Origin of the sequence: Aquabacterium sp. A7-Y (genome assembly GCF_026153205.1) — a bacterium.
In the GTDB taxonomy this organism is placed as follows: Bacteria; Pseudomonadota; Gammaproteobacteria; order Burkholderiales; family Burkholderiaceae_C; genus Caldimonas.
This window is the reverse complement of sequence record NZ_JAPFBW010000003.1, coordinates 56,053-75,045: the sequence shown is the minus strand read 5'-3', so window position 1 is coordinate 75,045 and position 18,993 is coordinate 56,053. Positions and strand designations below refer to the sequence as shown.

Here is an 18,993-nt window from a genome sequence, read left to right as displayed (position 1 = left end):
AGGCGGTCTCGCGAGGCGCTGGCCCGGCATGGCGGGCAGCATTTGGGCGGGCATCGGCCCGCCCCGGCATCCTCAGGCCCCGGACAGGGCCTGGTCGAGAACCTGCACCAGGCGATCCACGTCGCCGGGCAGCGTGCTGTAGTTGTTGAAGGCGGCGCGCAGGTAAGGCTCGCCGCGCCAGTCCAGCAAGGTCAGGTAGGCCTGGCCGTCACGCGCGATGCATCGCTGCAGGCGCCGGGTCCGCTCTGCCCGGGCTGCGTCCGGGCCGCCCGGACGGAAACAGACCACGGGCAGTGCGCTGCGCGGCAGGAGCTCGAAGCCGCCATGCTCGTGGAGCTTCGCCGCCAGCCGGTCTGCGCAGGCCGTGATGCCGCGCAACAGGTCGCGGTAGCCGGCCACGCCGAGGGCGCGCAGGCTCATCCACAGGCCCAGGCTGCGCCACTGCCGGGTGCCGTTGAAGCTGAGGCGGAAAAACTCGGGCTCCTCGAGGTCCTCCCAGTAATGCCCGAGCACATCGAAGCTGCGGCGCAGTTGCGCCGGCTCGCGCACGAACAGGCAGCCGAGGCCAAAGGCCGTGAACAGCCACTTGCATGGATCCAGCGCGACCGAATCGGCGCGCTCCAGGCCGGCGAAGAGGCCACGCAGCTCGGGCAGCACGCCGAGGGCAGCGCCCGCGGCACCATCGACATGGAACCAGCAGCCGTGCTCTTCGGCCAGCCGGGCCAGCTCGGGCAACGGATCGACCGCGCCGTTGGCGCTGGTGCCTGCGACGCCGACGATACACAGCGGCCGGCAGCCGCGCGCCCGGTCGGCACGCATCAGCTCGGCCAGACGCTCGGGCAGCACCCGCCCCGCGGCGTCGGTCTCGACCAGCCTGACCTGGTCGCGCCCCAGGCCCAGCATGTCGGCCGCCTTCAACACCGAGAAATGGCCCTCGCGCGACATGTAGACGGTGAGGTCCGAGTCACCCGAGCGCAGGCCCTGCGACACCGCGCCCTGGCAAGCCCGGTCGCGCGCCAGCTTGAGTGCCGAGAGGTTGGCCATGGAGCCGCCGGTCGTGACGATGCCGGGCACCTCGCCGGGTGCGGCGGCCGGCAGGCCGATGAAGTCGCGCAGCCAGGCGAGCGTCTCCCACTCGATCTGGGTGGCGGCCGGCCCGGCGCGCCAGGCGCCCGGCGTCTGGTTCAGACTGGACGCGATGAAGTCGCCCAAGGTGGACTGCAGCAGCGGCTTGGGCGAGATGTAGCCGAGGTAAAGCGGGTGGGCGACATTGCAGTAGCCCTGCTCGATGCGGGCGAAGGCCTCCCCCACCACCGCCTCCAGCGGCTCGCCGACCTCGGGCAGCGGCTGCGGCCCCAGGGTGCGCTCCAGCAGCTGCGGCTGCCACTGCAGCGCCGGCCGCTCGGCCGCATTGGCGCGCAGCTCCTGCACCCGGTCGACGACATCGAGGAACAAGGCACCGATGTCCGGGCCGGGCGGCTCGGAGGCCGGTCGTGCGGGCAGTGGGTTCATGCGGCCTCCCGTGTTTCGACCACCGGCTGCAGGCGCGATTGGATCTTCTCGTGCGCCTGCAGCACGGCCGCGCGGTCGGCCCCCGACAACAGGTAGTAGCAGTAGTGCGGCTGGGCCGAGCGTGGCAAGGCGAACACCTCGTCACCGGGCCGGTTGAGCACCTGCAGGTCCAGCAGCCCGCGCACCTCCTGGAACACCTCCTCGCCGAGCACTCGCTTGAGCACGCCGCTGTGCGGGTAGACGACGCCGCCGTAGAGCACCGCCCCATGGGGCGTGGCCGGGGCCTCCAGCGCTCCGCCGGTGAGGGCCGCGGCCAGCCAGCGGTACTGGTTGACCCCGGTCAGAATCTCCGAGCCCCGCACGGTATACGCCCCGCCCGGCCGCAGGCCGGCCTCGAGCACCTTGGGGCCGTCGCGGGTGTAGCGGATCTCGACGTGCGCGGCGGCAGTGCGTGCGCCCAGCGCGGTCACTGCCTGCGCCGCGACACGACCCAGCTCCTCCTCGGCCGCCGCGCCCAGCGAGGTCGGCCACACCGACAAGGTTTCACCGAAGCAGGGGCCGCTGGAGCGGGCTTTCTGGAACACGCCCAGCACGCTGTGCCGGCCTTCGAACACCACCAGGTCGATGCCGACCTCCTCGCCGTCGCAGTACTCCTGCACGATGAGCTTCACGGCGCCGCGCCCGTAGGCAAAACGGTTGCGGTCGCGTGTCGCATCGGCCTGCCGTTCGGCCCCCAGCATGGTCCTCAGCAGGGCCAGCGCGCGGCTGCATTCGGCGGCGTTGCGGACGCGCACGACCCCCTGGCTGTTCATCGAGTCGGCCAGCTTGAGCACCGCATCGCCGCCGAACTGTATCGCGATGAGAGCCCACACCTCCGCGTCCGGCAGCTCGATGGGCAGCGGCAGGGTGCGCGGCACCGGCACCCCCTGCGCATCCCAGCTGAGCGCCGCCAGCAGCTTGTTGCGGCTGGCGACCGCAGCCGACTGCGGATAGCACGGCAGGCCGAGCCGGGCGCTCGCGGCGGCGGTCAGGACCGTCGCCCCCTCGTAGACCGGCAGCAGGGCATCGAAGGGCCGCATCTCGTGGTAGCGCTCGAGCTTCGCCAGCACCTCCTCGGACCGGCCCAGGTCGACCACCAGGGCGTCGTTCGCGCCGAGAGCCAGGTACTGCTCGGCGGGTCCCGGTCCGACCAGGACCAGCTCCCACGCGTCGAGCTTCAGCGCCTCCACCATCCAGCGGGAGGGATAGGCGTGCAGCACGCCAAGCCGGTTGTACTTGCGCATCGCGGTCTCCTCAGAACGTTCCGGTGCGCACGCCCGGCTTGGACGCCAGCTTGATCAGCGAGCCCTTGGCCGTCTGCAACTGCGAAGGCTCGAAGGCGTCGTGCGTGATGTTGTTGGTCCACAGCTTGCCGCGCTCGGACAACAGCCAGCGGTCCCCGCCGTCGTAGAGGTAGCCGGCGTCGATCCAGGACTGGAAGGTCTGGGCCGGGATGGACTCGCGCGCCTCGACCCAGCGCTTGTCCAGGGCGAGGAACTTCGAGAAGAACACCGCACCGCGGTTCTCGGGGCGCTCCAGCCGGCCCGACACCTTGTCGATCGGCAGCCGGCCTTCGTTGACGGCCTCGATGTAGCGGGTGGCCGAGCCCTCGTTCATGTAGCAGTAGCCGTCCACATATCCGCGCGCCGACGCACCGGCCGCCAGGGTCTCGGCATCGTGCCGGCCCGCGCCGCCGCCCCACAGCAGCCTGAAGTACTCGCACACCGCCGGGCGCTTCGAGTACACCTGGTCGGCCACGTTGGCGTAGCCCAGGCGCGGCAGCAGGTGGCGCACGTGCTCGGCCAGGGAGAGCATCACGCCGTCGGAGGGCTTGGGCGGGATCTCGCCGCTCGCCATCTGGTCGAGGAACTTCTTCGAGAAGGCGTAGTAGTGCAGGTTGTAGTAGTCGACGCTGTCGAAGCCGTCGGCCGCCAGGCTGCGGATGTCGCGCTCGAGCTGCGGGATGGTCTGGCCCGGCAGGTTGTACATCATGTCGACGTTGATCTCGTCGAAGCCCCACTCCCTGCACATGCGCCTGGCACGCTCCACGTCGTCGAGGGTGGCGTTGATGTTGAAGTGCGTACGCAGGGCCGCGTCGTAGGTCTGCAGGCCGAAGCTCACCCGGCTCACGCCGAAGTCCTTCAGCTCGTCGAGCCGGGCCCCGTCGCCGAGGGTCTTGGGCTCGCCCTCGAAGGAGATCTCGGTGTCCGGCCGCAGCGCGAAGCGCGACCGGAGGGTCGAGAAGATGCGCCGCAGCAGCTCCGGCGCGAAGATCGACGGCGAGCCGCCGCCGAAGTACACCGCGCGGATGTCGCTGGCACGCGCCCGCGGCGTTGCCGCGAGCAGCTCCAGCTCGCGGACCAGCGCGTCGGTGTAGCGCGCATAGACCTCCTCACCCTTGTCCACGCGCACATGGAAGGGGCAGAACCTGCAGAGGTCATGGCAATAGGGGATGTGGACGTACAGCAGGGTCTCGACGCCGGCGGCCGGAGGCGCCTGAAGGCGCTCCTGCACCGCCGCGGGCGGCGTCCCGGCGGCCGACTGGGTGTCGAACAGCGGGTAGAAGTAGTAGGTAACCGGGTGAAGCTGTTGGTACATGGCTGGCTTCCCAAAACGTGGTGGCTGACCGGAACCGATCGACAGCCTGCGCCTAATGCAGGCCCAGCAGCGCGGCGGCGTTGTCGTGGAACACCTTCTGCGCCAGCCGCTGCGACATGCCGGCGTTGCGGGCGCGCTCCAGCACGGCGGCGTAGCTGCCGCACACCGGCCAGTCCGAGCCGAACAGGATCTTGTCGGCCGCGCGGCGCGTCTCGACGCCGAACTCCAGCAGCGCGCGCACGTCCACCAGCGCCGTATCGACATAGACGTTCTCGTAGCTTTCCGTCAGCTCGAGCGCGTCGGCGTACCAGGTGGGCTTGCCGGCGTGCGCCAGGATGACCGGCATCCCGCGGTGGGCGGCAATGATGGGCTCGAAGTCGCGCGGATGGATGTACTTCTGCTCGGCGTCCTTCTGCGCGGTGGTCCCGGTGTGGAACATCACCGGCAGTCCGTGCAGCGCGCACAGCCCGTAGACCTCCGTCATGCCGGGTGTCATCGGGTCGAAACCATGGTCGGCCGGATAGAACTTGAAGCCGCGCACCCCCAGTTCGACGCTGCGCCGCCACTCCGCCACCGGGTCGGCGTGGAAATTGGGGTTGATGCTGCCGAAGGGAATCAGCCCGCTGTCCTGCCCGGTCAGGGCGACGATCATCTCGCTGTCGATGCTGAAGTTGGTGCCGGGCCCGCATTCGGCCAGCACCACTGCGCGCGAGACGCCATAACCCTGCAGGTAGGCCTTCATGGCCTCGCGCTGCGAGAAGATCTGCCGCACATCGGCGCCGGGCTCGAGCGGCCGCCGGGTCAGCAAGTCCTGGATGTCGTCCCTGAGGCGGAAGAAGTCGCCGCCGTGAACGTGGAAGTCGATGATCTGCATGTCCGCTCCTTGTCGTCCTCAGGCTGCCACCAGGCTCGGCTCCGTCCGCGGCGCGAGCACCTGCTCGAGATAGCGACGCAGCGGCTCGGTGTGCTCGGGTTCCACCCACTCCGCCGCGAGGTCCTCGATCACGTGGTGCTCGCTGCGCAGCACGCCGTCCTCGTAGTGACGGACCACCGGATGGAGGAAGTTGCTGCGGTTGGCTTCCATGTGGTTGTCGCGGGCGACGCGGCTCACCGCGAAGGGATCGGCGTACTTGGTAGCGCCGAACTCGAGGCTGACGGTCAGGTAGGAGGCGCCTTGATAGCGCTGCGCGGCGACCTCGAAAGGCAGCTCCTCCACGTAGGCGCGCGAGGCCCCGCCGCCCTTGAGCAGCACCACGTCGCACAGGAAACCCGGCTGCTGCCACAGCGCCGAGGTGCGGTTGATGCGGGCCAGGATGGCCTGCTGCACGCCGTCCAGACCGGGCTTGACGGGCGCGCTCGGGTAGTCCACCTGGTGGAAGCGCTCTTCGAGCAGCCGGTGCAGCGTGCGCACGTTGTAGCGGAAGCCGTGGATGAAACCCGACATCTGCTTCTTGAAGTCGCGCATCTGCATCAGCGTGCCGGCGAAAAACATGTTGCGCTGGTTGGTTGACTCCCAGGCTTCGGTCTGCTCGGGGAAGCGGTCGTTGATGCAGAGGCGCGGCATGGCGCTCGCGCCAAACATCCGGGTGTCCAGCGCGAAGCCGGTGCAGGCGATGATGCGGTCGTAGTCGATGGACTCCACCTCGTCTTGCGCGTGCGCATACCGGAAGGTGGCGCGCAGTCGGCCGTCGACGCGGCGGATGCTCTCGATGGTCGCGTCGATGATGGCGTTCTGCGACTTCAGCTGGTAGGTGTCGAGCAGGTTGTTGTTGACGGCCCGCAGGTGCCCCACGTAGTGCGTCGACCAGGCCATCTTCAGCGGGTTCGGGCTGGCGACGTGGATCATCGAGGCCGTCTCGACCAGGTTGTCGGCCGTTTCGAAGGCCGAGTTCCCCTTGCCGATCACCAGCACCCGCTGGCCGCGGTAGTCGTCCGCCGCCACCGATGCGCGCACGTAGTGCTCGGCCAGCTCGATGCCGTCGATGGGCGGCAGGTAGTCCTTCTGCACTCCCGCGGCGACGATCAGCACCTGGCAGGCGAGCGGGCCCTGCGAGGTGTCGAGCAGGTAGTCCTCGCCTTCCCTCTCGATGCGCCGCACCTGGCAGTCGTAGCGCACCGGCAGCGCGTGTTTCCGGGCGTAGGCGGCGAGGTAGTCGAGCATCGCGTCGGCCGGCGGAAAGTACTTCTGGCTGAACTTGCTGAACAGCAGCCGGTCGTCGCCCTCCTCCAGCAGCGAGTTCCAGTCCCAGCGGAGGTTGATCTCCGGGTCGGCGTAGCCGGTGTGGATCTTGTTGCTGGAGATCAGCTTGCGGTGGCGCGGGTGGCGCAGGAAAAAGGCGCCGGCCTGCTGCCCGGCCTCCAGCACGATGCAACTGCGCCCCGCCTGTTTCAGGTGATACGCCATTTGCAAGCCTGCCGGGCCCGCGCCGATGACCACATATTGGCTACGCTCGACTGACATTGTCTTCTCCTGATTGCTATTGATGGACGACGGCCGGTTCCAGTCCCTGCCGCTTACAGAACGGGCTTGCGCCCGGCAATGAGATGCTTTTCGCCCGAGGACCGCTGCACCGCCGCGAGCTCATAGCCCGCCTGCTGCAGCATCTCGGTGTACTGCGAGACGGTTCGGTGCCGGCCTTCGGTCTCGAGCAACATCGAGATGTCCAGCATGACCGCGGTGTACGGGCCGGCCGCGCCTTCGTCGAGCAGCTTCTCCAGGATCAGGAGGTGGCCACCGGGCGGCAAGGCTACGAAGACCTTCTTCATCAGGAAGAGGCAGTCCTCGTCCTTCCAGTCGGACAAGACGTAGCCCAGCGCGACCGCGTCGGCCGACGGGATGGGATCGCGCCAGAAGTCGCCGCTGACAAAACCCAAGCGCGGCGCCGCCGGACTGGACGTGGCGCGGGCATCGAAGGCGGCACGCACCGGCGCCAGGTCGAACACAGTCGCCGTGAGCCGGGCGTGCCGCTCGGCGGCGGCGATCGCGAAGGCACCCGGCCCGCCGCCCAGGTCCAGCAGGCGGGTGCAGCCCGCCAGCAGCGGCGTGTCGACCAGCTCCCGGGCCGGACCGATGCCGAGGTTCCACATCGCCTCGAGGAACACCCGGGTGCGCTCGGCGTCCTCGTAGAAGCTGAAAAACTCGGTCGGGGCCACCGCCGCGGGCGCTGCGGCCCCGGCTGCCGCAGGCGCCAGCAGCTCGGCCAGGTGCGGCGCCTTGCCGTAGACCTGCGACGACAGATGGCGGATGAAGCCGCCCGCGTACTGCGGTGAGGCGGCATCGAAATGCGGCCGCAGCTCGCCCGCCAGGGTGTAGCCCTCGCCCACCCGGACCACCACCCCCATCGCGGCCAGCGCATTCAGCACCCGGCGCAGCCGCGGCACGTCGAGCGAGCAGCGCTCGCCGAGCAGGTCGGCGGACAGCACCGCCTCGGTGCCGGCGAGCTGCTCCAGCACGCCGGTGCGGGCGGCGCAGAAGAGCAGCGAACTTTCGAGGAAGCCGTAGAGGGCACGCTGGAGCTGGATCGGATACACACGGATCTCCTGTGACGGACACGCCGACAGCGGCGCGGAACAGCGATGAGCGCCTGCGAAGGAAGCCGGCCGCTTCAGTGCTTGAGATGGAAGGACGAGCGCGCGACGGTTGCGCCGTTGACCAGCAGCTCGACCTCGTGCAGACCACCGTAGTAGCGGCGCACCGAGACGGGCACGACCGGATGGCGGCGGGCGAGTCGCAGCGCCTGGCCCGGGTCGGCATGGCTGACGGTCCACTTGAAGACGCGCCGCGAGGTGCCCCTGAGCTTCTGGAAGTGGATCGCGTAGTCGACCACCAGCTTCTGGCCGCCCTCCCCGGTCGACACCAGCTCGCAGTGGAGTGCGACGCCGGCGCCTACCGAGATCTGGCCGGGCGAGACCGTGAAGGAGCGGACCTGCACGCTGGCCTGCGGCGAGCAGCCGAGCAGCGCCAGAGCGCCCGCGTGGCCCGCCTTGACCAGGCCGCGGCAGGCATGCCGCGCGATCCACTCGAAGTGTGGCGAGCCGGCACGTGTCGCCCGTCGCTCGTCGAGCCAGGCCACCACGCGGTCGGGATGGTCCTTGGAGATGTCGTTCAGGTTGTTCGCCACCGAGCGGCGCACATACTCCGAGGGGTCGTCGATGAGCCGGTCCAGCAGCGCGAGCACCGGCGACGGATCCTGCACGAAGGGCGGCAGCCGCGACGCCCACGGCAGGCGTGGACGCGTGCCTTCGGACACCAGGCGCCGGACATGTTCGTTGGCATGGCTGCACCAGGACCACAGCCGTTCGAGCACCGCCCCGGGCGCGCGCAGCAGAAAGGGGCGGATCGCGAACTCGCCCGAGAAGCGGCAGGTCAGCTCCTCGATCGCGTCCAAGGCCTCTTCCAGGTGTTCCAGCCCGTGGTCCTCGACATATTGCAGCGCGACCCAGACGCAGAAACCACGCAAGGCCGGCAGCCCCTCACGGTCGATCGGACCGAAAGCAGCACGCAGGGTCTGCTGAGCGAGGGCAAAGTCCGGCGGCAGCCGGCCGGCGAGCGCAGCGCTGATCGCCTGCACCCGGACCTTCATCGCCAGCGGCTCGAGCGGCGGGACCGCCGCGCGGAAGGCCACGGCATCGAAGCCGGGGGAGACCGCCGAGAAGCGGCGGGCCAGCTCCTCGACGAGCGTGTCGTCGAACTCGGACTTGAAATCAGCGGACTCGGCCATGGTGATTGTTTCCTGCGCTGGGTCGTTGAAATGTCTCGTTGTCAGCCAGTGCGGCGCCCCGCCCCGGGGGCATGCTCTCGTGTCAGTGCAGTCTCTCCAGGGCTTCCTTGTCGAAGTCGCGCGCCGGCACGCCGGTGCCGAAGGCATAGTTGCTCCACGTCAGCACGGTCTGCTTGCGTGTCTGGTGGTTCGTCATGGTCATCTCGGAGGCACGCCAGAACTTGTCCCGGTACTGCTTGTAGCCGGCGTAGGTCTGGGTCTTGAGCAGCGCCCCCTTGCGGTCGAAGTAGTCGACCTTCACCGGCCGGTAGTGCTGCTTGTCCAGGTGCGTGACGAGCTTGGTGTAGCCGGAGTACTCATACTGCGGCAGCAGCTCGAGCACGTAGACCTCCATGCCGTCGATCCGGTCCTCGCCCACCATGCGGTACTTGAACTTGTCCAGCTCCCAGGCCGACATGTCCTCGTAGGCGAACTCGCTGCCCATGAAAGGCCCCGACTTGTTGGTCGACGCAATGCGCTTGACGCGTTTCATCGCCGGGAAGTAGAGCCACTGGTCGTCGGGCCGTACCGTGTGGGCATGCGACAGCAGTGCCGAGCCCCGCACGTCCACCGGCTCGTCGAAGACGGCCACGCTCTTGTCGCCCTCGCCGGTGACCTCCAGCATCTTCAGCCGCATCGAGCGCCGGCTCTCCTCGCCGGCGGCGTTCTTCAGCGTCATCGTGAGCTGCGCCGTCATGTCGGCCCAGCCGCTGTTGCGCCGGTCGGCTTCAACGGCGATCTGGTAGCCGCGTTCCTCGGGCGTCGCTGCCGTCGCCGGAGCCTCAGCGGCGATCAAGAGCAGCAGAGACGTGAGGCAGACCTTGGGTCGTGACATGTCGCTTCTCCATGAGTTTGATGATCAGTGCGGGCAGCAGCAGCAGGTCCAGCAGGGCCGCGATGGCCAGCGTGAGCGCCGTCATCAGGCCCATGTCGCGGTTGAGCGCGAAGGACGACATGCCGAGCACCAGGAAGCCGCTGAGCAGGATCACGGTGGTCGAGAGGATGGCGCCGCCGGTGGCTTCGGCGGCATGGGCCACCGCGGCCCGCGGCGTCAGTCCGCGCTGGCGCATGGCGTCGATGGCGGCATAGAGGAAGTGCACCGTATCGTCCACCACGATGCCGAGCGTGACCGAGGCAACGATGGCCACCGAGAAGCCGAGCTGCCCCACCGCCAGGCCCCAGGCGCCGAAGGCCATCGCGATCGGCAGGATGTTGAAGACCATCGCGAGCAGCCCGACGCGCAGCGAGCGGAACACCAGCGTGAGGCAGAAGCTCACGAAGACCGCCACCGAGAGCATGCCGGTCAGCATGCCGTGGATGTTGCGTTCGCCGATGTGGGCGAACATCAGCGTCGTGCTCGCCGCCGTGCTCCTGTCGACCTCCGGCGCATGGGCCGCGAGCCAGCCCATGCTGCGGCGCTCCAGCTCCAGCATCTCGCTGGTGCTCAGGTCACGCAGCGTCGCGACCACCCGCGTGGCGTTCTTCTGCACGTTGATCTGGTTGTTCAGGTCCAGCCCGTAAGGCAGCGACATCTCGTACAGCAGCAGGCTCTGCGCCGCCACCTGGCCGTCGCTGGGCAGGCGGTAGGCCTCGGGGGCCTCGCCGTTGAGGCTGCGGTTGATGCGTTTGAAGGTATCGGTCACCGAGGACACGTGCACCACCTCGGGTTGCTCGCGCAGCCACGCGACGTAGCGGTCCACGTCCGCCAGGAAGCCCGGCTTGGCGACCCCGTTGGGCGAGTCGGTGCGCAGCGAGTACTCGATCGAGTACAGCCCGGTGAGCCGCGCCATCGTGAAGTCGTTGGCCTGGCGGAAGGCGGTCTCCGGCGCGAACCACTTGATGTACTGGTCGTTGAACTCGTTGCGACCCACCATCGCGACCAGCAGCGCTGCCACCGGCGCCGCCATCCACAGCACCAGGCTAGAACGCGCCCCGACCCAGTCTCCGAAGGAGCGGAAGGTGGCGCCGAAGCCAGTCCGGCCGAGGCCGCGCGGCTTGAGCGGCAGCAGCGCGACGAGGGCCGGCAGCAGCGTGAGCGAGAGCACCATCGCGCAGGCGATACCGATCGCGACGATATTGCCGAGGTCGCGGAACGGCGGCATCTCGTTGAAGTTCAGCGCCAGGAAACCGGCGGCGTTCAGCACGCTGGTCACCACCACCGGCTTGGCCGACTCCTGCATCGCGAGCGACAGCGCCTGCAGGCGCGCCTTGCCCTCCCGCATGTGGCGCAGCACGCCGGCCAGGATGTGGACCGAGTCGGCGATGCAGATGGTCAGGATCACGAGCGGCGCCGAGGCCGACAGGCTGGTCAGGCTCATGCCCAGCCAGCCGGCGATGCCGGTGGCGGCGCCCACGCTCAGGTAGACCACGACCACCGCGCAAGCCGTCGCGAGCAGGCTCCTGAGCACGACCACGCCGATCAGCACGAGCACGCCGTACATCAGGGGCATGAGGCGGGCGCTGTCGCCCATGGCCGACTCGAGGAAGGCGTTGTTGTACATCGCCATGCCGGTCAGGTGCACGGTCAGCCCGGGGTAGCGCTCGGCCACCTGGGCCTGCAGCTTCCTGGCGTAGCCGACGATCTCGCCGTTCTCGAAGGGACTCTTGCCCGGCAGCTGGTAGGTGACGTTGACGGCGGCCACGGCGCCGTCGCGCGAGACCAGACGGCCCACCAGCTGTGGCTCGGCCAGCGCGTAGGCGCGGATCGCGGCGGCCCGTCCGGCGTCGACCTCCTGCCCGGGAGGCACCAGGTGGTCGACATGGATGGTGTCGCCGTCGGCCTCCGCGCGCTGGAAGTTGACATAGGAATCGACCCGCACCGAGTACGGTGTCTGCCACGCCTGCTCGGTGATCCAGCGCATCGCGTCGAGGGCCTGCGCGTCGAACACCGAGCCGCTCTGGGGCGCGACCACGATCATCAGATTGTCCGACTTGTCGTAGGTCGACTGCATCTGCTCGAAAGCGAGCAGCTGCGGGTTCGAGTCGGAGAAGTAGGCCCGGTAGTCGGTGCTGAAGCCGAGGCGGCTGGCGCCCTGGGCCGCGAGGACGGCGAGCACCGGCAGCAGCAGCACCAACAGGAGCCGCCATCGGATCAGACGGTCGGTCCACGAGTGTTTCATCTCGAACTCCCCAATCAGGACGGGCTGCGCCGTCGATGGAGGCAAATGCTACGAGTCAACAATTAACGCGTCAACAGTTCATGTGTTATTTGTGGTCTTCATTGATGAGCGGCCGGCGGCATGCCAGCATGCCGGCTCTTCAACACCACTCGGAGGAACTCCACATGTACATCACCGTGTCCAAAGAAGCGGGTCGCGTCGCCGGCACCCCCCGGTTCGCAGCGCAGGTGGCGCAGGTTGTGATGGGCCAGATGCCCTGGCGGCAGGTCGCCTTGAACGACGCTGCCGGGGAAGCCGGCAGCCTGGCGGTGGAGGTGGCCGCGTCCGACCTCGACCGCGGCGCCCAGCCGGGACGCGCTCAGGTGCTGGTGGTGTTCCAGTTCAAGAGCGGGAAGGCCGACACCCAGGCGCTCAAGCGCTACGTCGGCGACCGCGAGCCGGCGCTGCAGAAGCACGGCGGCCGGGTGCTGCTGAGCGGCACCACGGCGCGCAGCGGCGACTGGCAGTTCGACGGTTTCGAGCTGATCGAATTTCCCGAGCCGAAGACGCTGCAGGCCTTGATGGAAGACCCGGACTACCGAGGCCGCACCGCCGACTCCTCGGCCGTCTTCGGCGGCGCCTTTGCCGTGGCACTGCTGCAGCCCGCCGGCAACGCGGCCTGATCGCCACCCCGGGACGGTGCGCTTGTCACCGTCCCGGCCGGACCCGCTTCACATCACCGGGAGCCTCCATGTCCACCTCTCGTTTCGCGCCGGGCCCTGCCGGCCATGCCCTGCTCGGCTGTTTCTCGGAGTTCCGGGACCGCCCGCTCGAACTGCTGCTGCGTTGTCGCCGCGAGTACGGCAGCGTGGTCCGCCTGCCGCTCGGCCTGGGGCTGTCCGTCGGGCTGGTGTATCACCCCGAGCATCTGCAGACGGTCTTCCATGACGCGCGCTTCGGGCGCAGCGATCTGGCAGCCCTGTTCGAACCCCTGGCCGGCGGCAGCATGATCATCGCCGACGGCGAACCGTGGAAGCGCCAGCGCAAGGCGGTGGCGCCGTCCTTCGGCCAGGAGATGCTGCGCCGGCTCGCGCCCGAGGTGGAGAAGGAAGCCGAGGCGCTCGCCGAGCGCTGGCGCAGCGCCGCCCGCCAGGGGCAGGAGGTGGATCTGCAGTCCGAGATGGTGTCTTATGCGATGAGCACGCTCACGCTGTTCCTGCTTGGACGTCCGCTGACCGCGCGGGAGGTCGGCATCGTCGCGCCCGCGTGGACGCGCAGCCTGATCTGCATGAACACCCGGCTGTCGCAACCGGTGCCGATCCCGATGTGGATGCCGACGCGGACCAACCGCGAGCTGAGGCAGTCAGCCCATGCGATTGCCGAGGTCCTGCTGGCCTGCATCCGCGAGCACCGCGCCTTGCCGCATGCGCAGGGCGGCGCGAGCTTCCTGGCCGGCCTGGCGCGCCACCGCGACGAGGAGACCGGCGAGGGCCTGAGCGACGAGCAGATCCTGCGCGAGATCATGGGCGTGTTCCTGGCCGGCTTCGACACCGTCGCCTCGGCGATGATGTGGACGCTGTACGACCTGACGCGCCATCCGGACTGGCAGCAGGCCGTGCGCGAGGAGGTCGATGCGCCGGGCGACAACGCGCGCACGGACCTGCAGGACTGTCCCGTGCTCGACCGCGTGTTCAACGAGTCGATCCGGTTGATGCCGCCGCTCTGGCTGGTGGACCGCAAGTGCAGCGAGCCGGTCGAACTGGGCCGCTTCACGCTGCCGGCCCACACCAATGTCATCACCAGCCCCTACGTGACGCACCGGGACCCGGAGCTCTGGAGCGATCCGGAGCGTTTCGACCCGGACCGCTTCCTGCCTTCCGCGCAGGCCGGCCGGCCCCGTTATGCCCACTTTCCCTTCGGCGGCGGCCGCATGAAGTGCATCGGCATCGGCCTGGCCCTGCTGGAGCTCAAGGCCCTGCTGCGGGCCGTGCTGCCGGTGCTGAGGTTGGAGCCCGGCTCCACCGTGCAGCCGGAGCTGGAACCGGCCTTCGTGCTGCGCACCCGCAACTCGCTCTGGGTGCGGGCCCGCGCCGCCGCGGGCCGGCCGCGCTCCGGTGCACCCCGGCCTGCCGCCGACGCCGCCCTCCTGCCCGAATGACGGCGCTCCCCTCCCCGGCCTGGCCACGCTTCGTCCGCGCAGCAGCAGCAGCGGCGCTGCTGCTGCTGCTCCTGCCCGGCGCGTCCGCACAGGCGGCCCGGACCGGTGTCGGCAGCGAGTGGCTGGCGAGCCGCATCGACGGACGCACGGCCGACGCCATCGCGCTCGGCGTGTCGACCGAGGGCGCGCGCCGCGTGACCGAGTCGCTCAGCCTGCGTTTCATGCTCGAGGGTCGGCGGCGCCTGTCCGGATTCGACGCCGACGCGGCGGACCTGCGTGAGCTGCTGCTCGAATGGCGCGGACCCGCCGCCACCGTCCGTGCCGGCATGGGCAATGTCTTCTGGGGCGTGACCGAATCGCGCCACCTGGTGGACGTCGTCAACCAGCTGGACACCCGCTTCGACCTCAGCGGACACGTCAAGCTCGGCCAGCCCATGGCGGCCGCGTCGCTGCCCGTCGGCCCTGCGACCCTGGATGCCTATCTGCTGCCGTGTCATCGTCGCCGCCCGCTTCCCTGGGGGTCGCAGGGGGCGCACGACAGGCAGGCGGACGGCGCGTGGGTCGAGCTGGACTGCGACGGCCGCGTCGGCAAGGCGGTCCGGCTGTCGCTGGTGGCGGACGCGCTCGACCTCGGCCTGGGCTATTTCGACGGTATCGCGCGCGAGCCGGCTGCGGCCGCCGGCGGCAGGACTTATCCCGAGGTGCGACGCTGGTCGCTCGACGGCCAGCTGACGCTCGGCTCCTGGCTGCTCAAGCTCGAGGCACTCGGCGAATCGCGCCCCGGCCCGCACCGCCGCGCGGCGGTGGCCGGCTTCGAATACACGCTGGCGAATCTCGCGGCCTGGGCCGACATCGGCCTGCTGTACGAGCACCTGGAGGAGTCGGATTGCCCGGCCTTCACCTGCGGGGACATGGCCGGGATCCGGATCGGCCTCAACGACGAGCAGGATACGCAGGCGCTGTTCACCGCCTTGAGGGATTCGGAATCCGGCCGGACCGGCTATCTGCTGCAGGCCGAGCGCCGCCTCGGCAGCGCCTGGAAGCTGAAGCTCGATGCGCGCAGGCAGCGCTCGGCCTCCTTCCTCAGCCTGCGCCTGCAGTACTTCTTCTGAGACGTCGAGAGGAGACGGAGGATGGCGTACCCCCACCAGGCGGTCGGCGAGCTCGACCGCGCCAGCGCGCTGCGAGAGCAGCCCTCGCCAGCGAGCCCGGCGGCAGCGGCGTTCACCCAGCGCGAGTTGCGCCAGGCCCTCGCCTGCTTCGCGACCGGCGTCACCGTCGTGACCGCCTGGGGCGCAGACGGGCGACCGGTCGGCGTGACTGTCAACTCCTTCAACTCGGTCTCGCTCGATCCGCCGCTCGTGCTGTGGTGCCTGTCCAGGCGATCCGGCTCCCTGGCGGCCTTCTCGCGCGCGACGCGTTATGCGATCAACATCCTGTCGGACGCGCAGGCGGGCACCGCGGAGCGCTTCGCCAGCAAGGACATGGACCGCTGGGCCAGCGTCGCCTTCCGGCCCGGCCGGCACGGCTCGCCGGTGCTGGACGGTGCCGCCGCGGTGCTCGAGTGCGCCAGCCGCCGCCTCTACGAAGAGGGCGACCACCTGATGTTCGTCGGCGAGGTGGAACATTGCAGCCGCAGCGCCGAGGCCCTGCCGCTCATCTTCTGCGCCGGCCGCTACCTGGCGCGGCCTGCCGGCTGAGGGCGGCGCGTCAGCCGCTGGCGCCCCCGGGCAGGAGGTCGGCAAACAGCGACGGGCGGAACGCCAGGCCGCCGTGCTCGCCTGGCTGCCCGCTCATCCAGGCGCTCAGTTCACGAGCCGGCATCGGCCGCGCGAACAGGAAGCCCTGCAGTTCGTCGCAAGCGAAGCCGCGCAGGATGCGGTCCTGGCCCTCGGTCTCCACCCCTTCGGCGACGACCTTCAGGCCCAGGGCATGGGCCAGCCGCACCACCGCGTCGACGATGGCGCGCGCGTCGCTGCTGGTCTCCAGGTCGCGCACGAAGCTGCGGTCGATCTTGAGCTGCTGGGCGGGCAGCCGCCGCAGGTAGCTGAGGCTGGAATAGCCGGTGCCGAAATCGTCGATCGACAAGGTGGCCCGCATCGCCGCCATGCGCTCGCAGAGGCGCAGCGTCATGTCGGCGTCCTCCATCGCGGCCGTCTCGGTGATCTCGAAGGTCAGGCGCGACGCATCGATGCCGTGGCGGCGCACGGCCTGCTGGATGCGCTCGACCAGGTCGGCCTGGCGCAGCTGGTGGACCGAGAGGTTGACCGCCACGCGCATGCGCACGCCCTGCCGTGCCCAGACCTGCAGCTGCCGGCAGGCCTCCTCGACGATCCACTGCCCGAGCTCGGCGATCAGCCCGAAGCGCTCGGCCACCGGAATGAAAACGCCGGGCGCGACCAGACCGCGTTTCGGGTGGTTCCAACGCACCAGCGCCTCGGCACCGGTGATCTGGCCGCTCGCGCTGTCCAGCTTGGGCTGGTAGTAGAGCTCGAACTCGCGGCGCTCCAGCGCGAGACGCAGCTCCTGCTGCAGTTCCATCAGCTCGTGGGTGCCGGCATCCATGCGGGCGTCGAAAAAGCGATAGACCGAGCCGCCGGCCCGCTTGGCGGTCTGCATCGCCGTGTTGGCGTGCAGCACCAACTTGTCCAGCGGGCCGTCCTCGGGATAGAGGGCAATGCCCACCGAGCCGGACAGCTGCAGGGTGCGCTCGCCGAGGGTGACCGGACGGCGCACCGCCTGGATGACCCGCTCGGCGGCCTGGGCGGCCTCGCTGCTGTCGTGCGGCAGGTCCAGCAGCATCAGGAATTCGTCGCCCCCGACACGCGTCACGCTGTCCGATGCACAGGCCAGCGCGGCCAGCCGCGCGGCCATTTCGCGCAGCACCTGGTCGCCCGCCTGGTGGCCCCAGGAGTCGTTGACCGGCTTGAAGCCGTCGAGGTCGATGGAAAGCACCGCGGCGCGCTGGCCGAAACGGTCGCAGCGCGCGGCCACGGCACCCAGGCGGTCCTCGAAGACCAGCCGGTTGGGCAGCTGGGTCAGCGGGTCCAGCAGCGCCATGCGCTGCAGCTGGTCCTGCGCCTCGGCGAGCGACACGGCCAGACCGGCGCTGCGGCGCTCGGTGCGTGCGTCGATGGCTGCGGTCAGCAGGGTCATCGTCAGCATGACCACGGCACCCGCCGAGGTCAGCACGCCCAGCTCCTCGCCGGACAGCGAACCGGCGCTGAGGCAGAGGGCACCGGCCGGCACCTGGGCCGCCGCCATGCCCGCGTAGTGCATGCCCGAGATCGCGAGGCCCATGGCCACGGCGGCCACGAGCTGCCAGCGGCTGCCGGCGCGCCCGCTGCGGCTGCGCAGCCAGAAGAAGATCGACAGCGCCACCGCCGAGGCGGCCACCGCGATGCCGACCGAGGCCAGCACCCAGCGCCAGTCCCAGACGATGCCGGGCTCCAGCACCATGGCCGCCATGCCGACGTAGTGCATCGCGCAGATGCCGCCGCCCATCGCGAGCGAGCCGGCCAGCAGCCGCCCGAGGCCCAGCCGCTCGCCGCTGGCAATGCCCAGCGCGAGGCCCGACACCGCCACCGCCGCCAGCCAGGAGAGCACCGTGAGGCCGTAGGTGTAGCCGAGCGAAAACGGCAGGCGCAGGGCCATCATGCCGACGAAGTGCATCGACCAGATCCCCGTGCCGAGCACCAGCGAGCCGCCCATCAGCCAGCCGCGCGCGAGCGACGTGTCGCCGCCTCGCACGCGGCGGGTGAGGTGCAGCGCGATGTAGGACGCGTAGATGGCGATGGCCACCGACACGAACACGGTGCCCGGCTCGTAGCGGGGCGTGATCCACAGGGAAGTCATGACAGGCAAGAGGCGGCACCGCTGCGCGGGAGCCCCGGCCTCCCGACGTCCCGCCCCGCCCCTGAACGGTTTGCGTACCGGCATATCGGCGCCGCGGCGCGGGGCTTGAGCCTGCCGGCTGCGGCCGCGCCCCTCAATCGGGCACAAACAGGCAAAAGTCCTCGCGGTAGGCCGCCTGCTCGCCCTTGTGCTCATAGCCCAGCGGGTTGCCGACGACGCGGCAGGGCCGCCGGCCGGGGCGCTCCACCTCGTAGTCAGTGCGGCAGTGCACGTGTCCGTGGATCCAGTAGTCGGCGTGCTCGAACAGCGCGTCGAGGGAATTGCAGAAGCCGGCGGTGCCGGGCACCAGGCCGTACCGCGGGTCGGCACTGCGCAGGCTGGGCGCGAAATGCGTCACGACCACCGTGCTGCCCTCGAAGGGCGTGGCGAGCGCCTGACGCAACCAGTCCTGGCACTGCAGCGCCAGCTCCCGCATTGCTTCGGCCAGCAGGGGCCGCCCCTGGCGCAGTGTCGTGTTGCGGCTGAGGTAATAGTTGGCGGCGCGGAACGCCTTGCCGCGCTGCCGCAGCGCGGCCTCGGCATCACGCGGGCCGCCGCCCTGCTGCGCCAGGGCGTCGAAGTCGGCCCAGAGCGTGGTGCCGACAAAACGGACCGATCCTGCCGTGAAGGTCTCGCGCTCCAGCCAGACGATGCCCAGCGTGTCGCAGAGCTCGCGCAGGCGCGCATGGGTGGCGTCGAACTCGAGGCCGTCGTACTCGTGGTTGCCGGGCACGTAGAGCACCGTGGGCCAGGGCGCGCCGCGGCGCGGCGAGAAGCGGCCGAGGCCGAAGTCGGTGCCCGGCAGCCGCGAGCCGGCCTGGTAGGAGCCGATGTCACCGGCGAGCACCAGGACCTCGCAGCCGGGAACCGCCCGGGCGGTGAAGCCGGGCGCGGCTTCGAGGTGAAGGTCGGAAAGGATCTGTAGGCGCATGAG

Annotated in this window: 15 protein-coding genes; 4 read left to right on the top strand and 11 right to left on the bottom strand. The window is 69.9% G+C overall.

The window, feature by feature from the left end:
- Positions 1 to 72: 72 nt before the first annotated feature.
- The 9 genes from OOT46_RS03410 to OOT46_RS03370 form a co-directional block, all read right to left on the bottom strand.
- Positions 73 to 1,512: a pyridoxal phosphate-dependent decarboxylase family protein gene (locus OOT46_RS03410; RefSeq protein ID WP_265402180.1), complete on the bottom strand. Its 1,440-nt coding sequence runs from the start codon at positions 1,510 to 1,512 to the stop codon at positions 73 to 75.
- Entirely contained in the window at positions 1,509 to 2,795 is a 1,287-nt protein-coding gene (locus tag OOT46_RS03405) for an ATP-grasp domain-containing protein (RefSeq protein ID WP_265402179.1), read from the bottom strand. Before OOT46_RS03405 ends, OOT46_RS03410 begins: the two co-directional genes overlap by 4 nt.
- A 10-nt stretch (positions 2,796 to 2,805) precedes the next feature.
- On the bottom strand, positions 2,806 to 4,149 hold the full coding sequence (locus tag OOT46_RS03400) for a coproporphyrinogen-III oxidase family protein (protein ID WP_265402178.1): 1,344 nt from the start codon (positions 4,147 to 4,149) through the stop codon (positions 2,806 to 2,808).
- A 52-nt stretch (positions 4,150 to 4,201) separates the two neighbouring features.
- Positions 4,202 to 5,023, bottom strand: a complete 822-nt coding sequence (locus OOT46_RS03395; RefSeq protein ID WP_265402177.1) for an amidohydrolase family protein — start codon at positions 5,021 to 5,023, stop codon at positions 4,202 to 4,204.
- 18 nt (positions 5,024 to 5,041) lie between these two features.
- Positions 5,042 to 6,610: an NAD(P)-binding domain-containing protein gene (locus OOT46_RS03390; RefSeq protein WP_265402176.1), complete on the bottom strand. Its 1,569-nt coding sequence runs from the start codon at positions 6,608 to 6,610 to the stop codon at positions 5,042 to 5,044.
- 53 nt (positions 6,611 to 6,663) lie between these two features.
- The gene (locus tag OOT46_RS03385; RefSeq protein WP_265402175.1) at positions 6,664 to 7,680 is read right to left on the bottom strand and encodes a methyltransferase; all 1,017 of its coding nucleotides are present in this window, start codon (positions 7,678 to 7,680) and stop codon (positions 6,664 to 6,666) included.
- 74 nt (positions 7,681 to 7,754) lie between these two features.
- A complete protein-coding gene (locus OOT46_RS03380; protein ID WP_265402173.1) occupies positions 7,755 to 8,870 on the bottom strand; it encodes a DNA alkylation repair protein in 1,116 nt (371 codons plus the stop codon).
- Positions 8,871 to 8,952: 82 nt separating this feature from the next.
- Entirely contained in the window at positions 8,953 to 9,744 is a 792-nt protein-coding gene (locus OOT46_RS03375) for an outer membrane lipoprotein-sorting protein (RefSeq protein ID WP_265402172.1), read from the bottom strand.
- Complete coding sequence (locus tag OOT46_RS03370; protein ID WP_265402171.1) at positions 9,692 to 12,028, bottom strand: efflux RND transporter permease subunit; 2,337 nt, start codon at positions 12,026 to 12,028, stop codon at positions 9,692 to 9,694. The genes OOT46_RS03375 and OOT46_RS03370 overlap by 53 nt, the downstream gene beginning before the upstream one ends.
- A gap of 164 nt (positions 12,029 to 12,192) precedes the next feature.
- Between OOT46_RS03370 and OOT46_RS03365 the strand changes: the two genes are divergently transcribed.
- The 4 genes from OOT46_RS03365 to OOT46_RS03350 all read left to right on the top strand — a co-directional run bounded on the left by OOT46_RS03365 (position 12,193) and on the right by OOT46_RS03350 (position 15,865).
- The gene (locus OOT46_RS03365) at positions 12,193 to 12,690 is read left to right on the top strand and encodes a DUF1330 domain-containing protein (protein WP_265402170.1); all 498 of its coding nucleotides are present in this window, start codon (positions 12,193 to 12,195) and stop codon (positions 12,688 to 12,690) included.
- Between the two features lie 68 nt (positions 12,691 to 12,758).
- Complete coding sequence (locus OOT46_RS03360; protein WP_265402169.1) at positions 12,759 to 14,165, top strand: cytochrome P450; 1,407 nt, start codon at positions 12,759 to 12,761, stop codon at positions 14,163 to 14,165.
- Positions 14,162 to 15,277: a hypothetical protein gene (locus OOT46_RS03355; RefSeq protein ID WP_265402168.1), complete on the top strand. Its 1,116-nt coding sequence runs from the start codon at positions 14,162 to 14,164 to the stop codon at positions 15,275 to 15,277. The genes OOT46_RS03360 and OOT46_RS03355 overlap by 4 nt, the downstream gene beginning before the upstream one ends.
- A gap of 21 nt (positions 15,278 to 15,298) precedes the next feature.
- Positions 15,299 to 15,865: a flavin reductase family protein gene (locus tag OOT46_RS03350; protein ID WP_265402167.1), complete on the top strand. Its 567-nt coding sequence runs from the start codon at positions 15,299 to 15,301 to the stop codon at positions 15,863 to 15,865.
- A gap of 10 nt (positions 15,866 to 15,875) precedes the next feature.
- Here OOT46_RS03350 and OOT46_RS03345 read toward each other — a convergent pair whose 3' ends face one another.
- Both OOT46_RS03345 and OOT46_RS03340 read right to left on the bottom strand, forming a co-directional pair.
- Positions 15,876 to 18,020: a putative bifunctional diguanylate cyclase/phosphodiesterase gene (locus OOT46_RS03345; RefSeq protein WP_265402166.1), complete on the bottom strand. Its 2,145-nt coding sequence runs from the start codon at positions 18,018 to 18,020 to the stop codon at positions 15,876 to 15,878.
- A 133-nt stretch (positions 18,021 to 18,153) separates the two neighbouring features.
- Positions 18,154 to 18,990, bottom strand: a complete 837-nt coding sequence (locus OOT46_RS03340; protein ID WP_265402165.1) for a metallophosphoesterase — start codon at positions 18,988 to 18,990, stop codon at positions 18,154 to 18,156.
- Positions 18,991 to 18,993: the final 3 nt, after the last annotated feature.